Origin of the sequence: Roseivirga spongicola, assembly GCF_034376045.1 — a bacterium.
GTDB classification, from domain to species: domain Bacteria; phylum Bacteroidota; class Bacteroidia; order Cytophagales; family Cyclobacteriaceae; genus Roseivirga; species Roseivirga spongicola.
In genome coordinates, this window is sequence record NZ_CP139724.1 from 129,724 (window position 1) to 144,616 (window position 14,893).

Genomic DNA, 14,893 nt, shown 5'->3' on the forward strand with positions numbered 1-14,893 from the left:
GACTAGAATCAGTCTTCAAATGAAATAAAAAAAGCCCGACACAGTCGAGCTTTTTTCGTAGTCCGTAGGGGAATCGAACCCCTGTTACCAGGATGAAAACCTGGCGTCCTAACCCCTAGACGAACGGACCATTTTTTACGGTGTGCAAATATAGATTTCACATTTTTAATTCCAAAAACTTTTTGAACGAATTATTTCAAACGTTTCCCAGGGAACCCTTTTCTGTAAGCATTCATTTATATTTGAAATGGTGCCGGGCTTTACTAGTTTTGCGGCACAACAATCACTAATAAAACCGTAAAAGGACATGTCTAAAATAAAAGTAGCCATTAACGGTTTTGGAAGAATCGGACGATTGACTTTCAAAACATTATTGAGCAAAGAAAATGTTGAAGTAGTTGCTATCAATGACTTGACAGACACTGCTACCCTTGCCCACCTATTGAAGTACGATTCAGTACATGGCAAATTTGATGGAACAGTATCTTCTACTGCAGACGGTATCGTTGTCAACGGAACAGAAATTAAAATCTACGCAGAGAAAGAACCTAAGAACTTACCTTGGGGAACTTTAGGTGTTGATGTTGTACTAGAATCTACTGGTAGATTCGTAGACGAAGCCGGTGCTGGCGGACACATTGAAGCTGGTGCTAAGAAGGTTGTAATTTCTGCTCCTGCAAAAGGTAACATCCCTACGGTTGTATTGGGTGTAAATGAAGAAATTTTAACTGGCGATGAGAAGATCGTTTCTAACGCTTCTTGTACTACCAACTGCTTGGCTCCAATGGCTAAAGTTTTAGATGATGCCTTCGGTATTGAAAAAGGTTACATCTCTACTGTACACGCTTACACGGCTGACCAAAGAATTCAAGATGCACCTCACGGTGACTTGAGAAGAGCTAGAGCTGGTGCGGTTTCTATTATCCCTACTTCTACTGGTGCTGCTAAGGCTGTTGGTTTGGTACTTCCTCACCTAGCTGGTAAGTTAGATGGTATTGCTTTAAGAGTTCCTGTGCCAGATGGTTCATTGACTGACCTTACTGTTGTAGTAAATAAAGAAGTAACTGCGGAAGAAGTAAACGCTGCTATGAAAGCTGCTGCTGAAGGCCCGATGAAAGGCATTTTAGAGTACACTGAAGATCCAATTGTATCTGTTGATATCATTGGAAACCCTCACTCTAACATCTTCGATTCTAAATTAACTGCTGCCGCTGGTACTTTAGTGAAAGTAGTTGGCTGGTACGATAACGAAGCTGGTTACTCTAACAGAGCTGCTGACTTGATCGTTAAGATCGGTGGATAATTAAAAGATAATTTCATTAGAAAGCCTTGGTGGAAACGTCAAGGCTTTTTTTGTTGCTAAGAATGTCAAAGCTCATGTCGCTTCTACGAAGCTTGATTTGTTACAAAGATTGTGTTATAACATTTCGCCACGCTGTGGCTTAAGTCTGGCATTATCCTCAAAAACAATACAGATAGCTTGTTTATCGAAGCCTAGTATTGCAAGACAAAAAAACCACCTTGACCTTGGCTCCAGAGGAGCCTAATGTCATAAAAACTCTATATCACTGAAAAGCAAGCTCTAGCGGAGCAAAATTCCCCTTAGCCTTATTATATTGGTGTATGATCAATCGCATACTAATAATCACACTCTTAACAATTACCTCCTTTCAGGCCTCTGCACAACTCATGGAAAAAGAGTTGAGAGAAAGTCTTTCTACAGAATTTAAAGATGATGACGTGGAAAGCATACTGCTTTGTATGGAGTTCTTTGAAAACCAACTTAAGACATTTTTCAACCTCAGTAAAAACTCAGACGAAGACCCAATAGCCAAGTTTATAGAGTATACAGAAGAGAATTACCCTGACTTTGAGATACCTCTAGATTTTACCGCACAACAAGAACTATATCAAAAATTAAGAACGTATTTCTTTATTCAGACTTGGAGCTATGGACTTTTAACGAGAGGGGAAGATCAGACAACCTATATCTCTATCAATTTAAAAGCAAACAGTCCACTAATTAAATACTTAAGAAAGAGATCAAAAAAAGTAAAAGTAGTCACCAAATACTTAGATACACTTGAGGCTGCTGGAGATATTAGCCCTTCAATGGCCGGTACCATGGCTTCATTCATCCCTCTAGAACATCAACAAAATCTCGAATTAAGGATTTTGATTACACTCCACTATCTCACTTTGAACGACAGAATCAAAAGAAGAGATCGTATGTAGAAATGAACAGGGTATTTGGGTTAATTGCCCATTTTGCTACAATGAAGCTTAACTATTCCGAGGCAGCATTTGGTTACGTCATTTCGCCACGCTGTGGCTAAACCATGGCATTATCCTTAGAAACAGAACAGACAAATTCGTTTTATCGAAGCCTAGTATCGCAAGATAAAAAATCTCTTTGACCTGGCTCCAGAGGAGCCTAATGTCATAACAAACAAGCACTCCGAAAGCTAAGCTCCAGCGGAGCGACATTTAAATACTCCGCTCTGAGGAAATAATCTATTCACAAATAATTAATGCTAACTGCATTGAACTAATCTTTCTTCCTACTAGTTTTACAACCGAAATGACAAACCCGAGTCGCTATAAAATGGGGCAATAGTATAAATAAGAGACATCATCTAGTCAGAAAAATCAGATGAACAAAAGAGCCACTAGAAATAGGGCTTATTTTTTTGCCGTTTTCTCAAGTATCTTGCTCGCTCTCTTAGCCATATCAACCGACTGAAGAATCTTCATAGTCAACTGGGCATTGTAATCAGGGTTATCCACTAGAAAGTTCTCGACAATCTCTACCGCTTCCACAGAGTTGTGATCTCCTAAGGTTTGATCTAGCCAACGCGTTGGGAAGAAAATATCTCCTGTTTGCTGAATCTCTTGTAGCAACTCTAAGCTTGGTTCAATGTATTTAATTGACTCTTTTCTTCTCAGCGGATGATGTAAATTACCCAAAGCACCGAGTACCCATGATTCAGTTTCCCTGTTTTTCTCGTCTTTCAGTGTTTCAAAGAAGTCATCTCTGACTGCTTGCTCATTAGACAAAGTCGGAGCAATAAATTCGAATCTTCTCTTTGAGTCTGGGTTCTGAATGCGTCCCATCTGACTGTCCACTATCTCAGCAGATTTCTCCGGCATCTTAATCGCTAGATTTGATGCCAAACCAATGAAATCATTTTCAGACAGCTTCAATTGATCAATAGACAACTCTTCAGCCCAAATGCTATACAGTCTTTTAAGATTGGCATCAGTGATTGCTACACTGCTCAATGTTCCGAAAAAGGTTTTCTTGATGGAAGGATCATCATGCAAATCGTTCAAGCAGTGGAAAAGTGTCCTCTCTAAATCTGGAGCTACATTTTGTCTTTGATCTGCTGAAAGTAAATTCCAATAAACTGACCTCAGCTGACCTAGTACCTGGCTAATTAGTAACTGATTTTTCTCTCTCACCAAAACCCATTTGAGCAGTTCAAGGTATTCTGTTGGAGTGTACTGTCCTTCCTGACCTACATTTCTAGGCTCCAACAGTGCTTCATACATATTGATGAGTTGAGCTCCCTTTTCAAGCTCAGAAAGCCCTGCCCACTGACTAGCCAGCAAGTCATAAGAAACAGGGAAAAGTCCGTAGCCCATACCATTGGAATTGGCCAGCAGATTGAAGTCCTTCCAAGACTCATCCATTTTAACTTCATAAACCTGATCGGCAGAAACCACCTGCAATTCCTTTCTATCTTTCTTGGTTGTGTTATATAGTTTCAACCTAAAGCTTTGCGGCCAAGACCTTCCTTCTCCACTCATATCAATCTGCTTCAATGAAGCAGTGACACCCTCAGAGCCTTCTTCTACTTTCAGGTCGAAAACAGGTCTGCCAGGCGTATTCACCCAAACATCACTCCAGCGTTTTAGATCTACTTGTGTTCGTTTGTCTAGAATATTAATCAGATCTGGCCAGGTAGCGTTCTTCATAGAAAAAGTACTCAAGTATTCCTGCATACCACTTTGAAAGGCTCTTTCACCCAAAAGCGACTCTAATTGCCTCATCATAATTGGTGCTTTGTTGTAAATGATGGCACCGTACATCTGACCAGCCTCGTTGAGGTTAGGTAAATGCTGACGAATTGGATTAGCTCCCTCAGTTCTATCTACCCCATAAGCCGAAGGGTAATGACGAACAAGGAAATTCAAGTCGTGATTGATTTCAGGGAAACTAGGATTCACCATTTTGGCGGCCATAAAATTGGCAAACACTTCCTTGGTCCACACATCGTTGAACCAGTCCATAGTTACTAGGTTTCCATACCACATATGAGCTACTTCATGCGCAATGAGACTAGCTCTACTCAATAATTGACTCTGTGAAGGATCTTCATCTAGAAACAATGAGTTCGCCCTATACTGAATAGCACCAACGTGCTCCATCCCTCCATATTGAAAACTAGGAATCAGAGCAAAGTCTAACTTTTTGAATGGGTACTTAATCCCTGTATATTCCTCCAACCACTTAATTGAAGCGTTGTGTAGGTAGAAAATGAAGTCTTTATTTCTCTGAACTTTCTCCTCATCAGTTTCTCTGTGAAGCATGGTAAACGTTCTTCCTTCCACGCTTTGACTAATGGTTTCGAACTCACCAGCCACAAAAGAAAAAAGATAGGTACTGATGAGGTCAGACTTTTCATATTGAATATTCTTGCGATTGTTCAGCACCTTCGCCAAAGTTACTGGTGCGTTTGACACCGCATTCCAATCACTCGGCAAGTCTAATATTAGCTCAAAATTTGCTTTGATGTTAGGTTGATCGAAGCACGGAAAAGCCGTTCTGGCTCTGTCTGGAACAAATAATGTATAGAGAAACTCCTCTTTTCTATTGAGGGATGTTTCTCCCGCCCAAAAGTTCACCTCTACTCGGTTGAATCCCTTTTTCAGGTTTTCCGCTTTGAGAATAATGTGTTCGTTGACCAACTCTGTAGGCTGACTCTTTCCATTAACAATCACTCCCTTTAAGTGATCTGGCGCTACTTTAAAATCTAGTGGAATGTCTTTCGAATTGTCCATCAAATTGAAGGTCAACTCTTCTAAAGCCTGAATTTTCTGGTCGAAATTTTCTGGAACTCTAAACTCCAGCCTATAATTGACCATAGATATCACCGACTTCCTGTATTCGGCCATATCTAAGGCCACACCAGGCTCAATAGCCGTAGTTTCCTTTTCAGAATTACACGAAAACATTAAAACCACTAAAGTGGCGAGTAGCGCAAATCTTCTCATTTAGATTAGTATTAAGTCTTTTCTTAGTTCAGGAGGAATACCAAAATGATCGTCCATAAAGCCATCCATTTCATCTTTAGTTTCCTTAGAGAGTAGTGCGTTCATTTCTTCCATAGCCAATTCACCCACCATAAATGGAGGCATAAAATTGGTCACTAGCTTATCTCCTTTAAAACAAGCACCCATCTGGTACTCCTTCATTTCATCTTTAGCCGTTCCTTTTATAAGGCAATGCGACAACCAATGCTCTGGATCATCTGGCTTTTCTTCAATTCTATCTTGAAGCTTCTGAAAATCGGTATTCTCCATCATGTACATGGAAAGATTTTGCATGCTTTCTTGCGACATAGCATCTTTCATTTTCTCATAGCAATTAGAGCAAATAGCATATTCGAAAAGCACCTCGGTTTTATCTAGTTCTGGATACTTTTTAAAAACCTTCTCAATCATGTAGTACCTGTCGCCTTCCAAAACTGGGTACTCACAGTCAATGCATTTATCTAAAGGTGCTCCAGTATCGGTATTCTTAAAAATTGAAGGGATTGGCAAACCCTCCTGCTGTTGATTTTCTTCCATTCTAAAGAGTTTTGTGCACCATGGTTGATGCTACTTGGGCTGTTGGTAAGATTAGCGTATCGGCAATATTTACATGAGCCGGCCGGGTAACAATAAACTGAATAAGATCTGCAATGTCGTGAGCTGTAAGAGGATCATAACCTTGGTACACCGTATCTGCCCTACCGGAATCACCTTTAAAGCGAACTAAAGAAAACTCAGTCTCAACCAATCCGGGGCAAACCTGAGAAACTTTTACTCCCGTACCCATAAGGTCTAAACGCATGCCATTATTAATGGCATCTACAGCGTGTTTAGAAGCACAATAAACATTTCCGTTCGGATAAACCTCCTTGCCAGCAATAGACCCCACGTTCACTACATGACCAGATCCTCTCTCAATCATTTGAGGCACCAAGGCCTTAGTAACATACAATAATCCCTTTACATTGATGTCTATCATGGCATCCCAATCATCGACATTGCCATCTTGAATTTTAGACAAGCCATGGGCGTTACCAGCATTATTGATGAGAACGTCTATGCTTTTCCAGTCTTCTGGAATGGAACCCAAAGCCTCATCTACTGCTTTTCTGTCGCGTACATCAAAAGTCAACTGAAGTGTTTTTACGGAAAGTTTAGAAGCCAACTCTTCCAACCTCTCTTTTCTTCTTCCACAAATAATCAGGTCGAACCCTTTATCGGCAAGTGCCTCTGCTGTTGCCCAGCCAATGCCAGACGTTGCACCTGTTACCAAAGCTATTTTTTGCATTTCTTCTACTTTTTCGGAAAAGCCAAGTTAAAAGAAATCGGACAGATGGCAGAAAGAAATTATCCTAGAAAATGATTAGTCCGAGAAGTGAAGGTATAAGGTGAAGTTATGGGTTGTAATTCGAGTAAGCCCATCATGGTAAATATTGCTAGAGTTGTTCATTACATTCATTAAACCTCTTGCATACCGTATTTCTGGAGCAAATTTGAAGAACTCAAAATACCTTTCTAAGCCAATTCCAAACTCAATTTTGGCGTTCATTCTTCTAATTTCTAATCTGTCGGAGCTAGTTACTAAATCGTCTTTACCGGCTCTTAAAGATGCGCTACCACCAAAGACCATGTACATTCTAAAGTTATTCCTTCTAATGGATCTATACTTCAGATAAATACCTGGCTCAATTCTGGTGGACTCAATCAATTGTTCATCTACAGTCCCATCCGTATAATTATACTCCATGGTATTTTGATATAGACCAATTTTGACCGGAACAGTTCGAATGGTAAACTGATCGTCTAGCCTAAAATTCACCATAAAACCTAAGTTAAAACCAGCGCTTTTCTGCGAAGTAATTGAGGAAATTTCCTCATACTGAGGTGTATCGAAGGCCTCTGAATATTTCACCCCATAGTAATTCTGATGAGCGCCTAAAAAGAACCCGTATTGAATTTTCTTCTTATCACTATCCAACCTATGGAGTGTTACACCAGGAGTTCTAGTTTGAGCATAAAGGCTAGTAGCGCCAAGAAAAACTAAGAGAAAAATTACTTTTGCCCGATGTATATTGAGCTGATGCCAAACGTCAGTGGTATGCATTCTACATTCTTAAATCCAACTTCTGTAAGGATATCGAGAAAGTCTTGCCCGTCAGGGAAAGCCTCCACAGACTCTGGCAGATACGTATAAGCCGATTGATCCTTGGAAATTACCTTGCCAATGATCGGCAGAATCGACTTAAAATAAAAATTGTAAAGTTGCTTCATTGGGAAGCGTCTTGGCCTAGAAAACTCAATGACCACAATTTTACCTCCCGTATTGAGCACTCTGCACATATCGCTGAGCCCCTTTTTAAGGTTTTCGAAATTCCTTACACCAAAAGCAACGATTGCAGCATCGAAGGTATTGTCATCAAAAAGTAGCTTTTCACTATCACCCATTTGCATATCGATGATGTGGTCTACCCCTTTCTTTTTCATCTTCTGCCTACCCATTTCCAGCATACCAGAAGAAATATCTACACCCACAATTCTATCAGGATTAAGGGCTAGTGCCTCAATGGCAAAATCACCTGTTCCAGTAGCTACATCTAGAATTTGCTTTGGCTGATCTTTTTTGAGCAAACGAATGGCCTTCTTTCTCCAAAGAATATCGATACCTAAACTCAAGAAGTGATTAAGAAAATCGTAGCGTTTGCTGATGTTGTTAAACATCTCTGCTACCTGCTCTTTTTTACCTGTTTCTTTCTCTTTGTAGGGTACAACCGCCATCTGCCTCAAATTAGGATGCAATAATACGAAGGAAACAGGGGGATTAAGAAGATTGTTAGGAAAAGCTTAAGGTAAAATGCCATTAGACGGAATATCTTTGAATGCATTCCTCTATTAATATTATATTCAGGTACATGAAAGTTCAGACCAAAAAGCTGTTTATCGAAGGAGTGCTTATTGTTTTCAGTGTTCTTTTTGCCCTATTCTTAAGCCAAGTAGCTGAAAATCAAAAAACTAGAAAAGAGAAAGAAAAAGCCTTGGAATACATACACCAAGAATTATCTGATAATAAAGACATACTTACTAGCTGGATATATTATCACGGCAAAGCAAGAGAGAGGCTAAGAAAAATGGTATCTGATCCAAATGATAGTGTTAGAAGTGAGTTGAAGGCCTCTGGCAGAATAGACTTTGAAATTATAACTGATGGCAATAATTTGATAGACGTATTACTTACCAAAACCGCTTGGGAGGCAGCAAAGTCCACAAACATAGCCTCTGAAATTGAATTTGAACAAGTTCAACAGCTTACCAGAATTTATAGCCTCCAAGATATTCTGATGGAGAACATAACGGGTAAATTCCTTGACATTTATATGGACAGAGACACTCACAAAATTGAAAACCTAGAAACCACCCTAATTCAATTGAATTTAATTATAAATGAGATGGTTGGACAAGAGGAAACGCTTCACACCATGATTAGCGAATTTCAAAAAAAGTATAAGTGAAGCGCATAGAAAAAGCTGCCATAAAATAGCAGCTTTAGTCATATCTGTTTTAAGCTAGACTTAACCAATTTCCACCAACTGGATATCGAAAATCAAGTCTTTACCCGCTAATTGATGATTAGCATCAATGATTACTTTATCTTCTTCAACTTCCTTTACTGTAACAGGTACTTGCTGACCATTTGGCTGGCTCATTGCCAATTGCTGACCTACTTCAGGCTTTAAATCTTCAGGCAAATTGCTCTTCGGCACATCAAAGATTAAATCTTGACGAGCCTCGCCATATGCTTCAGCTGCAGGTATTTCAGCTGTTTTGGTATCTCCTACTTCCATTCCGTCTACTGCGGCATCGAATCCCTTAATCATCTGACCAGCGCCAACCTGGAAAGCCAATGGCTCTCTTCCTTCTGATGAATCGAAAACGGTTCCGTCTTTTAACTTACCGGTATAGTGAACTTTAACACTATCACCTGCTTTTGCTTTAGGCATAATTATCTGTTTTTGATTTCTCCTCAATATCAAGGATTTGCAAAGGTACAGGTTTAAGAAGGAAAGCAAAACTGAGAGCGATTAAGGCTGTGACCTCTTTGGGAGACGTCAGCCCGATAGATTTCTATCTACCTCTGCCAGACCTGTATAGCAGCTTTGAATCAAGGCTTTTCTATAGAATGCATTATGAATAGAGTTCCTCAAAGCTATCGGAGTACAATTATTCATTTAAAACGATTAATAGCCCTAAATTGCAGCATGTTTGAAAAAGCAACATACCTAATCAGTAGCCCGAGCTACAACCAATGCCCAAAACCAGATAAGTTCGAAATAGCTTTTATAGGCCGCTCGAATGTGGGTAAATCATCACTCATTAACATGTTGGCGGGAAGAAAAGGCTTGGCCAAAACTTCTGGAAAACCTGGAAAGACACAGTTAATAAACCATTTTCTGATAGATGAAGAGTGGTACTTGGTTGATTTACCTGGTTATGGCTATGCTAAAACGAGCAAAAAAACTCGTAGCGAATGGGCCATTATGATCGAAGATTATCTGGTACATAGAGAAAGTCTTCAAATCGTTTTTGTATTGATAGATTCAAGATTAGACCCTCAGAAGATTGATCTGGAATTCATCAATTGGTTGGGAGAAAATGGAGTACCCTTCGCTTTGGTTTTCACTAAAGCCGACAAGCAGTCTATAAACAAAGGCCAACAGAACATGGCTAAGTTTAGGAAAGTGATGAAACAGACCTGGGAAGAGTTACCTATGTTCTTCTTAACTTCCTCAGAAACAGGACATGGTAAAGATGAATTGACCGAATACATTCAGACTCTTCTTGAAAATTGAGTTTTTGTTTGAATTTCGGAAAGACTAAAACTTACTTTGCCGCAAAATATATATAATATGAATTTTGGAGAGATAGCAGCAGTTGCCGGAAAAGGTGGATTGTTTAAAGTACTGAAACCATCGAAAGCCGGAGTTATTCTAGAATCGTTAGACGGTAAAAAGACCAAATTGGTAGTTGGTGCCGATGCCCGAGTTTCAATTCTTTCTGAGATTTCGATCTACACTCATACACAAGAGGGTTCTACCCCACTTATTGATGTAATGAGAAAGATTCATGAGGAGTTTGATGGTGACACTGGCTTGACTAAAAACTCTGATGCAGAGGAGTTAAAGTCATTCCTTAAGCACATTTTACCTGATTATGATGAGGACAGGGTGTATGTTTCTGATATCAAGAAATTGATCACTTGGTATAACCTTTTGGCTGAGATTGACCCAGACTCTTTCATGAAAGATGAAGAGAATCAAGAAGCTTCTAAAGAGAAAGAAGCGGAGTAATACCTCATACCTTAAAGCAAATTTAAGGTCACTTAAAAAAGAAAAATCAGCAAGTGCCACCTCAATCGGTGGCATTTTTCGTTTTCTTAATACAGACCTAATCAACAAAAAAGACCTATCGCCTAATTTTGGAAATGCACAATCCTAAAGACATCAAACAAGGACTCAAGCTTTTTGAGAAAGATTTTCAGCTAGATAAAGACTATTTGCAATTGGCAAATAAGAAAGACTATACCTACGATGAAGCTTTTCTAAGCATTATGCGTGTGGTAGAAAACTTATTAGCAAAAGACTTCCCGCAATTGGTTAACGCACTTTACAGGATAGATGTCTCTGAAGACAAGTTAAAAGAAGCTTTGGCAGCCTCAACAGACAACCCGGCATCTGTTATCACTAAAATGATTATTGAGCGCCAGTTACTTAAAGTAGAGTTTAGGAAGAAGTATAGTGAGTGATCAACAAAGAACTGACATCACTGTAAAAATTCATTTCTAGCACTTCACTTAATAGACACTGGAAGCCACTAGCAGCTTTAGAACAAAAGGCTAAGAAGTGATATACCCTAAATCCTCACTCCAAACCAAATCCTAATCTGGTCAAATCTGAGATATCTTCATAAGTAAGGCTTAAAAAGCAAAAAAAGAGCTCCTGGGAACCACCCCAGGAGCCACCAAATCAACCTTAACTATGAACGATTCCCATTTTCAGGGAATCTAATCACCACGTTATTTTTAGTTACAAACATCAGGCCAAAACCTCTTTCGAGTCGCCAGAATGATCAGTCATATCTACAACCGTTACTTTTCCTCTCCACTTATCAATTCGTACCATCATTTTATCTGCTATTAAATAAGCTGTAGGCACAATAATTAGTGTGAAGAAAGTGGCAAACGTAAGTCCGAAAATTATAGTCCAAGACATTGGACCCCAGAAGATCACATTATCTCCACCAACATAGAAATCGGCATTATAGGTCATGAAAGCGCCTATAAAATCTATATTCAAACCTACTGCCAAAGGCACTAGACCAAGAATTGTAGTAACTGCAGTAAGAATTACCGGACGTAGCCTTGTTTTACCTGCAATAATAATAGAGTCTAATATCTCATTCATTGGTAGTCTCGCATCTTCTTCAAGCCCCAATTCTTGACGTCTTCTTTTCCTTGTTAGCTCAATAAAATCAATAAGTACGATAGCATTGTTTACCACAATACCTGCCAGAGCGATAATACCAACCATAGTCATAATCACTACGAATTCCATATTGAAGATAACCAAGCCAAGGAATACACCAACTGTACTCAATAGTACCGAAACCATAATAATGAAAGGAGCGGTGATCTTATTAAACTGAGAAACAATGATTAAGAAGATCATGAACACTGCAATTAAAAGTGCTTTCGAAAGAAAGGCCATGTTCTCTGCCTGTTCTTGCTGCTCACCAGTAAAGGCATAGCTATAACCAGAAGGCATATCGTAATCGGCCATTAGCACCTCCAATTCTGAAGTAATTTCAGTTGCGTTGTAACCAGCTAGCACGTTTGAACTCAAGGTTACCACTCTGTCTAAGTCCTTTCTTTTGATTGAACCGTAAGTAGAACCATAACGAACATCGGCAACAGAAGAAATTGGCACCTGTACTAGCTTTCCTGAACCTTGATCACGGAAAGTGATATTTTTGTTCATTAAAGCATCGATATCATATCTGTAGTCCTGATTCAATCGAATATTTACCTCATAGCTATCTTCACCTTCTTTGAACTTAGAAACCTCTTTACCAAAAAGAGCTGTTCTAATTTCATTGGCTATTGAATAAGTAGACAGGCCGAATCTTCTAGCATTGTCTCTATCAATATCTACGATAAGCTCAGGCTTGCCTAACTCAAGAGAACTCTTTAGTCTCTCAATTCCTCTAATGCCTGAAGCTGCAATTTCTTGCTGAATATCTTCACTTAGTCTAATGAGAGTTTCTAAGTCTTCACCAATTAGCTCAAGGTTAATTGGCTTACCTGTAGGTGGACCAGCCGCATCTTTATCAACCGTTAAGGTAACACCTGGCTGAAGGTCTACCTGAGATCGGATATCGTTCATTACGTCTTTCGTATCGATATCACCTCTTAGCTTACTCTCAATAAAGTTCACAGTGATTCTCGCCTTATGAGGCTCTTCCGACTGACCAACTGCGGTTGGGTCGTTCGGGTCTGCAGCTCCTTGGCTTACGTTTGTAGACACTGACTCTACTACGCTTTCATAAGGCTTTACAATCTCAATTACCTGAGCTTCTATGTCTTTAGCGAAATCGTTAGTGGTTTCAATATCGGTTCCTACGGGGAATTCAACAAAAACATTTACATACTTCGGCTCATTCTCAGGGAAGAACAACACGTTTGGCGAGTTAGCCGCAAAAATTCCCAGTGATACAAAAAGCAACACAAATGAACCTGACAAATACCACCCTGGATTTCTAACTGCTGACTTAAGAATTTTCTCGTATCTAGATTCAATAGCAGGTAAGAAACCCGCTTGGAACCTTCTAGAAATAGGCCCTAAGACGTAAACATTTAGAAGGGTAATGACACCAATTAGCATTAGCAAGTTTCCGAATGGAATAACACCTATTACAAATGCGAATACTAAACCAGCAACAATAGCTATACCCGACCTGATAATAATTTTCTTATGATTATAAACCCTCTTACCATCGAGCCTCATAAAGCTTGAGATGAACACTGGGTTAATTACCAGGGCAACGAACAATGATGAGCCTAAAGTAATAATCAACGTCAATGGTAAGTACAACATAAACTCACCGATAATACCTGGCCAGAACGCCAAAGGAATAAAGGCCGCCAAAGTTGTTGCAGTAGATGAAATAATAGGAAGTGCCACTTCACCCACACCACGTCTTGTAGCAGCCATTGGGCTTAGTCCTTCTTCCATCAAACGGTAAACGTTCTCTACAACCACAATACCGTTATCTACCAACATACCAAGGGCCATAATAAGACCGAAGAGCGTCATGGTGTTAATGGTAATTCCGGCAAGACCTAAGATCATTAGGGCCATGAACATTGACAACGGAATGGCCATACCCACAAAGAGTGAGTTCTTAGTTCCTAAGAAGAAAAGCAATACAGTTACTACTAGAATAACACCGAAAATGATGTTATTACCCAAACTACTTACTTGCTCCCTTGTATCTTTAGACTGATCATTTGTGATGGTAACCGTTGTTGTTTCAGGAATTTGGCCACTCTCCTGCGCATCGGAAATAATAGCCATGATTTTATCTGTAGCAGTAAGCAGGTTTTCACCGCTTCTCTTCATCACGTCAACCTTCACTACAGGGTTAAGATCTAAACGAGCATAGTTCTGTCTGTCTTTATAACCAAACTCAACTGATGCCACATCTTTTAGGTATACAATATTCCCGTTTTCATTACTGATAATGAGATCCTCCATTTCATATGGATCATCATACTCACCAATAATTCTCACGTTTCTCCTTAAGCCATCGGCAACCACATTACCACCAGAAAGCGTAAGATTTTCAGCAGAAATGGCATTCTCAATATCGGCAAAGGTTACTTTTCTTGCCTCAAGCTTGAATGGATCTACCTTAATTTCAACTTCCTTCTCATCTACTCCAACAATGTTAGCTTTAGACACTTCACCTAGCTCCTCAATCTCATCTTCCAGATATTCAGCAATATCATTTAACTCATCTAAGCTCTTGCTAGGGTCGGTTAGGTTGATATTCAGAATTGGGAAGTTCTCAGAAAAACTAAATTTGATTACTGAAGGGTCAGTTTTCAAATCGCTCGGAAGCTCAGACTTTGCTCTATCTACCGCATCTTTCACATCTATTACGGCCTCATCTACATCTACTCCCACTTGGAACTCGATAACAATGGCGGAGAAATCTTGAACTGAAGTAGATTGAATATTATCTACTCCTTCAATAGTATTGATTTCTTTCTCTAACTCTCTAGTAATGAGACTTTCAATATCTTCTGGAGAGTTACCGGGGTGAGCTGTACTCACGTAAACAGTTGGCTGCTCTACTTCCGGAAAATTTTCTTTTGGTAGAGTAATGTATGAATACACACCAGCAGCCACAATAATAAGAGTCAGCACATAGACCGTAATCTTATTTCTTAAAGACAAGGAGGTTAAGCCAAACTCTTTGTCTACGACTCTGTTTTGATTTTCGTTTGACATACTTTAATGGTTAA

At 39.5% G+C, this 14,893-nt stretch carries 13 protein-coding genes and 1 tRNA gene; 6 read left to right on the forward strand and 8 right to left on the reverse strand.

Going from position 1 to position 14,893, the window contains the following annotated elements; genetic code table 11:
• Positions 1-58 precede the first annotated feature (58 nt).
• Positions 59-130 (reverse strand) — tRNA-Glu (locus T7867_RS00565).
• A gap of 177 nt (positions 131-307) precedes the next feature.
• Between T7867_RS00565 and gap the strand changes: the two genes are divergently transcribed.
• Both gap and T7867_RS00575 read left to right on the forward strand, forming a co-directional pair.
• Entirely contained in the window at positions 308-1,303 is a 996-nt protein-coding gene (gap, locus tag T7867_RS00570) for a type I glyceraldehyde-3-phosphate dehydrogenase (protein WP_068219836.1), read from the forward strand.
• A 320-nt stretch (positions 1,304-1,623) separates the two neighbouring features.
• Positions 1,624-2,235: a hypothetical protein gene (locus T7867_RS00575; RefSeq protein WP_157717589.1), complete on the forward strand. Its 612-nt coding sequence runs from the start codon at positions 1,624-1,626 to the stop codon at positions 2,233-2,235.
• Between the two features lie 447 nt (positions 2,236-2,682).
• Here T7867_RS00575 and T7867_RS00580 read toward each other — a convergent pair whose 3' ends face one another.
• From T7867_RS00580 to ubiE, 5 genes are all read right to left on the reverse strand, one after another.
• On the reverse strand, positions 2,683-5,277 hold the full coding sequence (locus tag T7867_RS00580) for a M1 family metallopeptidase (RefSeq protein ID WP_322299735.1): 2,595 nt from the start codon (positions 5,275-5,277) through the stop codon (positions 2,683-2,685).
• A complete protein-coding gene (locus T7867_RS00585; protein WP_273276740.1) occupies positions 5,278-5,853 on the reverse strand; it encodes a hypothetical protein in 576 nt (191 codons plus the stop codon). It abuts the gene before it with no gap.
• A gap of 1 nt (position 5,854) precedes the next feature.
• Positions 5,855-6,604, reverse strand: coding sequence for an SDR family NAD(P)-dependent oxidoreductase (locus tag T7867_RS00590; protein ID WP_273276738.1), 750 nt, complete (start codon positions 6,602-6,604; stop codon positions 5,855-5,857).
• A gap of 75 nt (positions 6,605-6,679) precedes the next feature.
• Positions 6,680-7,420 (reverse strand): type IX secretion/gliding motility protein PorT/SprT, encoded by a 741-nt coding sequence (porT, locus tag T7867_RS00595; RefSeq protein WP_068219822.1) that lies wholly within the window; start codon positions 7,418-7,420, stop codon positions 6,680-6,682.
• On the reverse strand, positions 7,369-8,091 hold the full coding sequence (ubiE, locus tag T7867_RS00600; protein ID WP_068219819.1) for a bifunctional demethylmenaquinone methyltransferase/2-methoxy-6-polyprenyl-1,4-benzoquinol methylase UbiE: 723 nt from the start codon (positions 8,089-8,091) through the stop codon (positions 7,369-7,371). The genes porT and ubiE overlap by 52 nt, the downstream gene beginning before the upstream one ends.
• 134 nt (positions 8,092-8,225) lie before the next feature.
• On the opposite strand from ubiE, the gene T7867_RS00605 reads away from it, so the two are divergent.
• A complete protein-coding gene (locus tag T7867_RS00605) occupies positions 8,226-8,822 on the forward strand; it encodes a hypothetical protein (protein WP_068219816.1) in 597 nt (198 codons plus the stop codon).
• Between the two features lie 60 nt (positions 8,823-8,882).
• On the opposite strand, the gene T7867_RS00610 is transcribed toward T7867_RS00605, so the two are convergent.
• On the reverse strand, positions 8,883-9,311 hold the full coding sequence (locus T7867_RS00610; protein ID WP_068219813.1) for an FKBP-type peptidyl-prolyl cis-trans isomerase: 429 nt from the start codon (positions 9,309-9,311) through the stop codon (positions 8,883-8,885).
• A gap of 258 nt (positions 9,312-9,569) precedes the next feature.
• On the opposite strand from T7867_RS00610, the gene yihA reads away from it, so the two are divergent.
• The 3 genes from yihA to T7867_RS00625 all read left to right on the forward strand — a co-directional run bounded on the left by yihA (position 9,570) and on the right by T7867_RS00625 (position 11,113).
• Positions 9,570-10,160: a ribosome biogenesis GTP-binding protein YihA/YsxC gene (gene yihA, locus T7867_RS00615; protein WP_068219809.1), complete on the forward strand. Its 591-nt coding sequence runs from the start codon at positions 9,570-9,572 to the stop codon at positions 10,158-10,160.
• A gap of 57 nt (positions 10,161-10,217) precedes the next feature.
• A complete protein-coding gene (locus T7867_RS00620; protein ID WP_068219806.1) occupies positions 10,218-10,658 on the forward strand; it encodes a DUF5606 family protein in 441 nt (146 codons plus the stop codon).
• Positions 10,659-10,792: 134 nt separating this feature from the next.
• Positions 10,793-11,113 carry a hypothetical protein gene (locus tag T7867_RS00625; RefSeq protein ID WP_068219803.1) on the forward strand — a complete coding sequence of 107 codons (321 nt, stop codon included), beginning with the start codon at positions 10,793-10,795 and terminating at the stop codon, positions 11,111-11,113.
• A 289-nt stretch (positions 11,114-11,402) separates the two neighbouring features.
• Here T7867_RS00625 and T7867_RS00630 read toward each other — a convergent pair whose 3' ends face one another.
• Entirely contained in the window at positions 11,403-14,879 is a 3,477-nt protein-coding gene (locus tag T7867_RS00630) for an efflux RND transporter permease subunit (protein WP_068219800.1), read from the reverse strand.
• Positions 14,880-14,893: the final 14 nt, after the last annotated feature.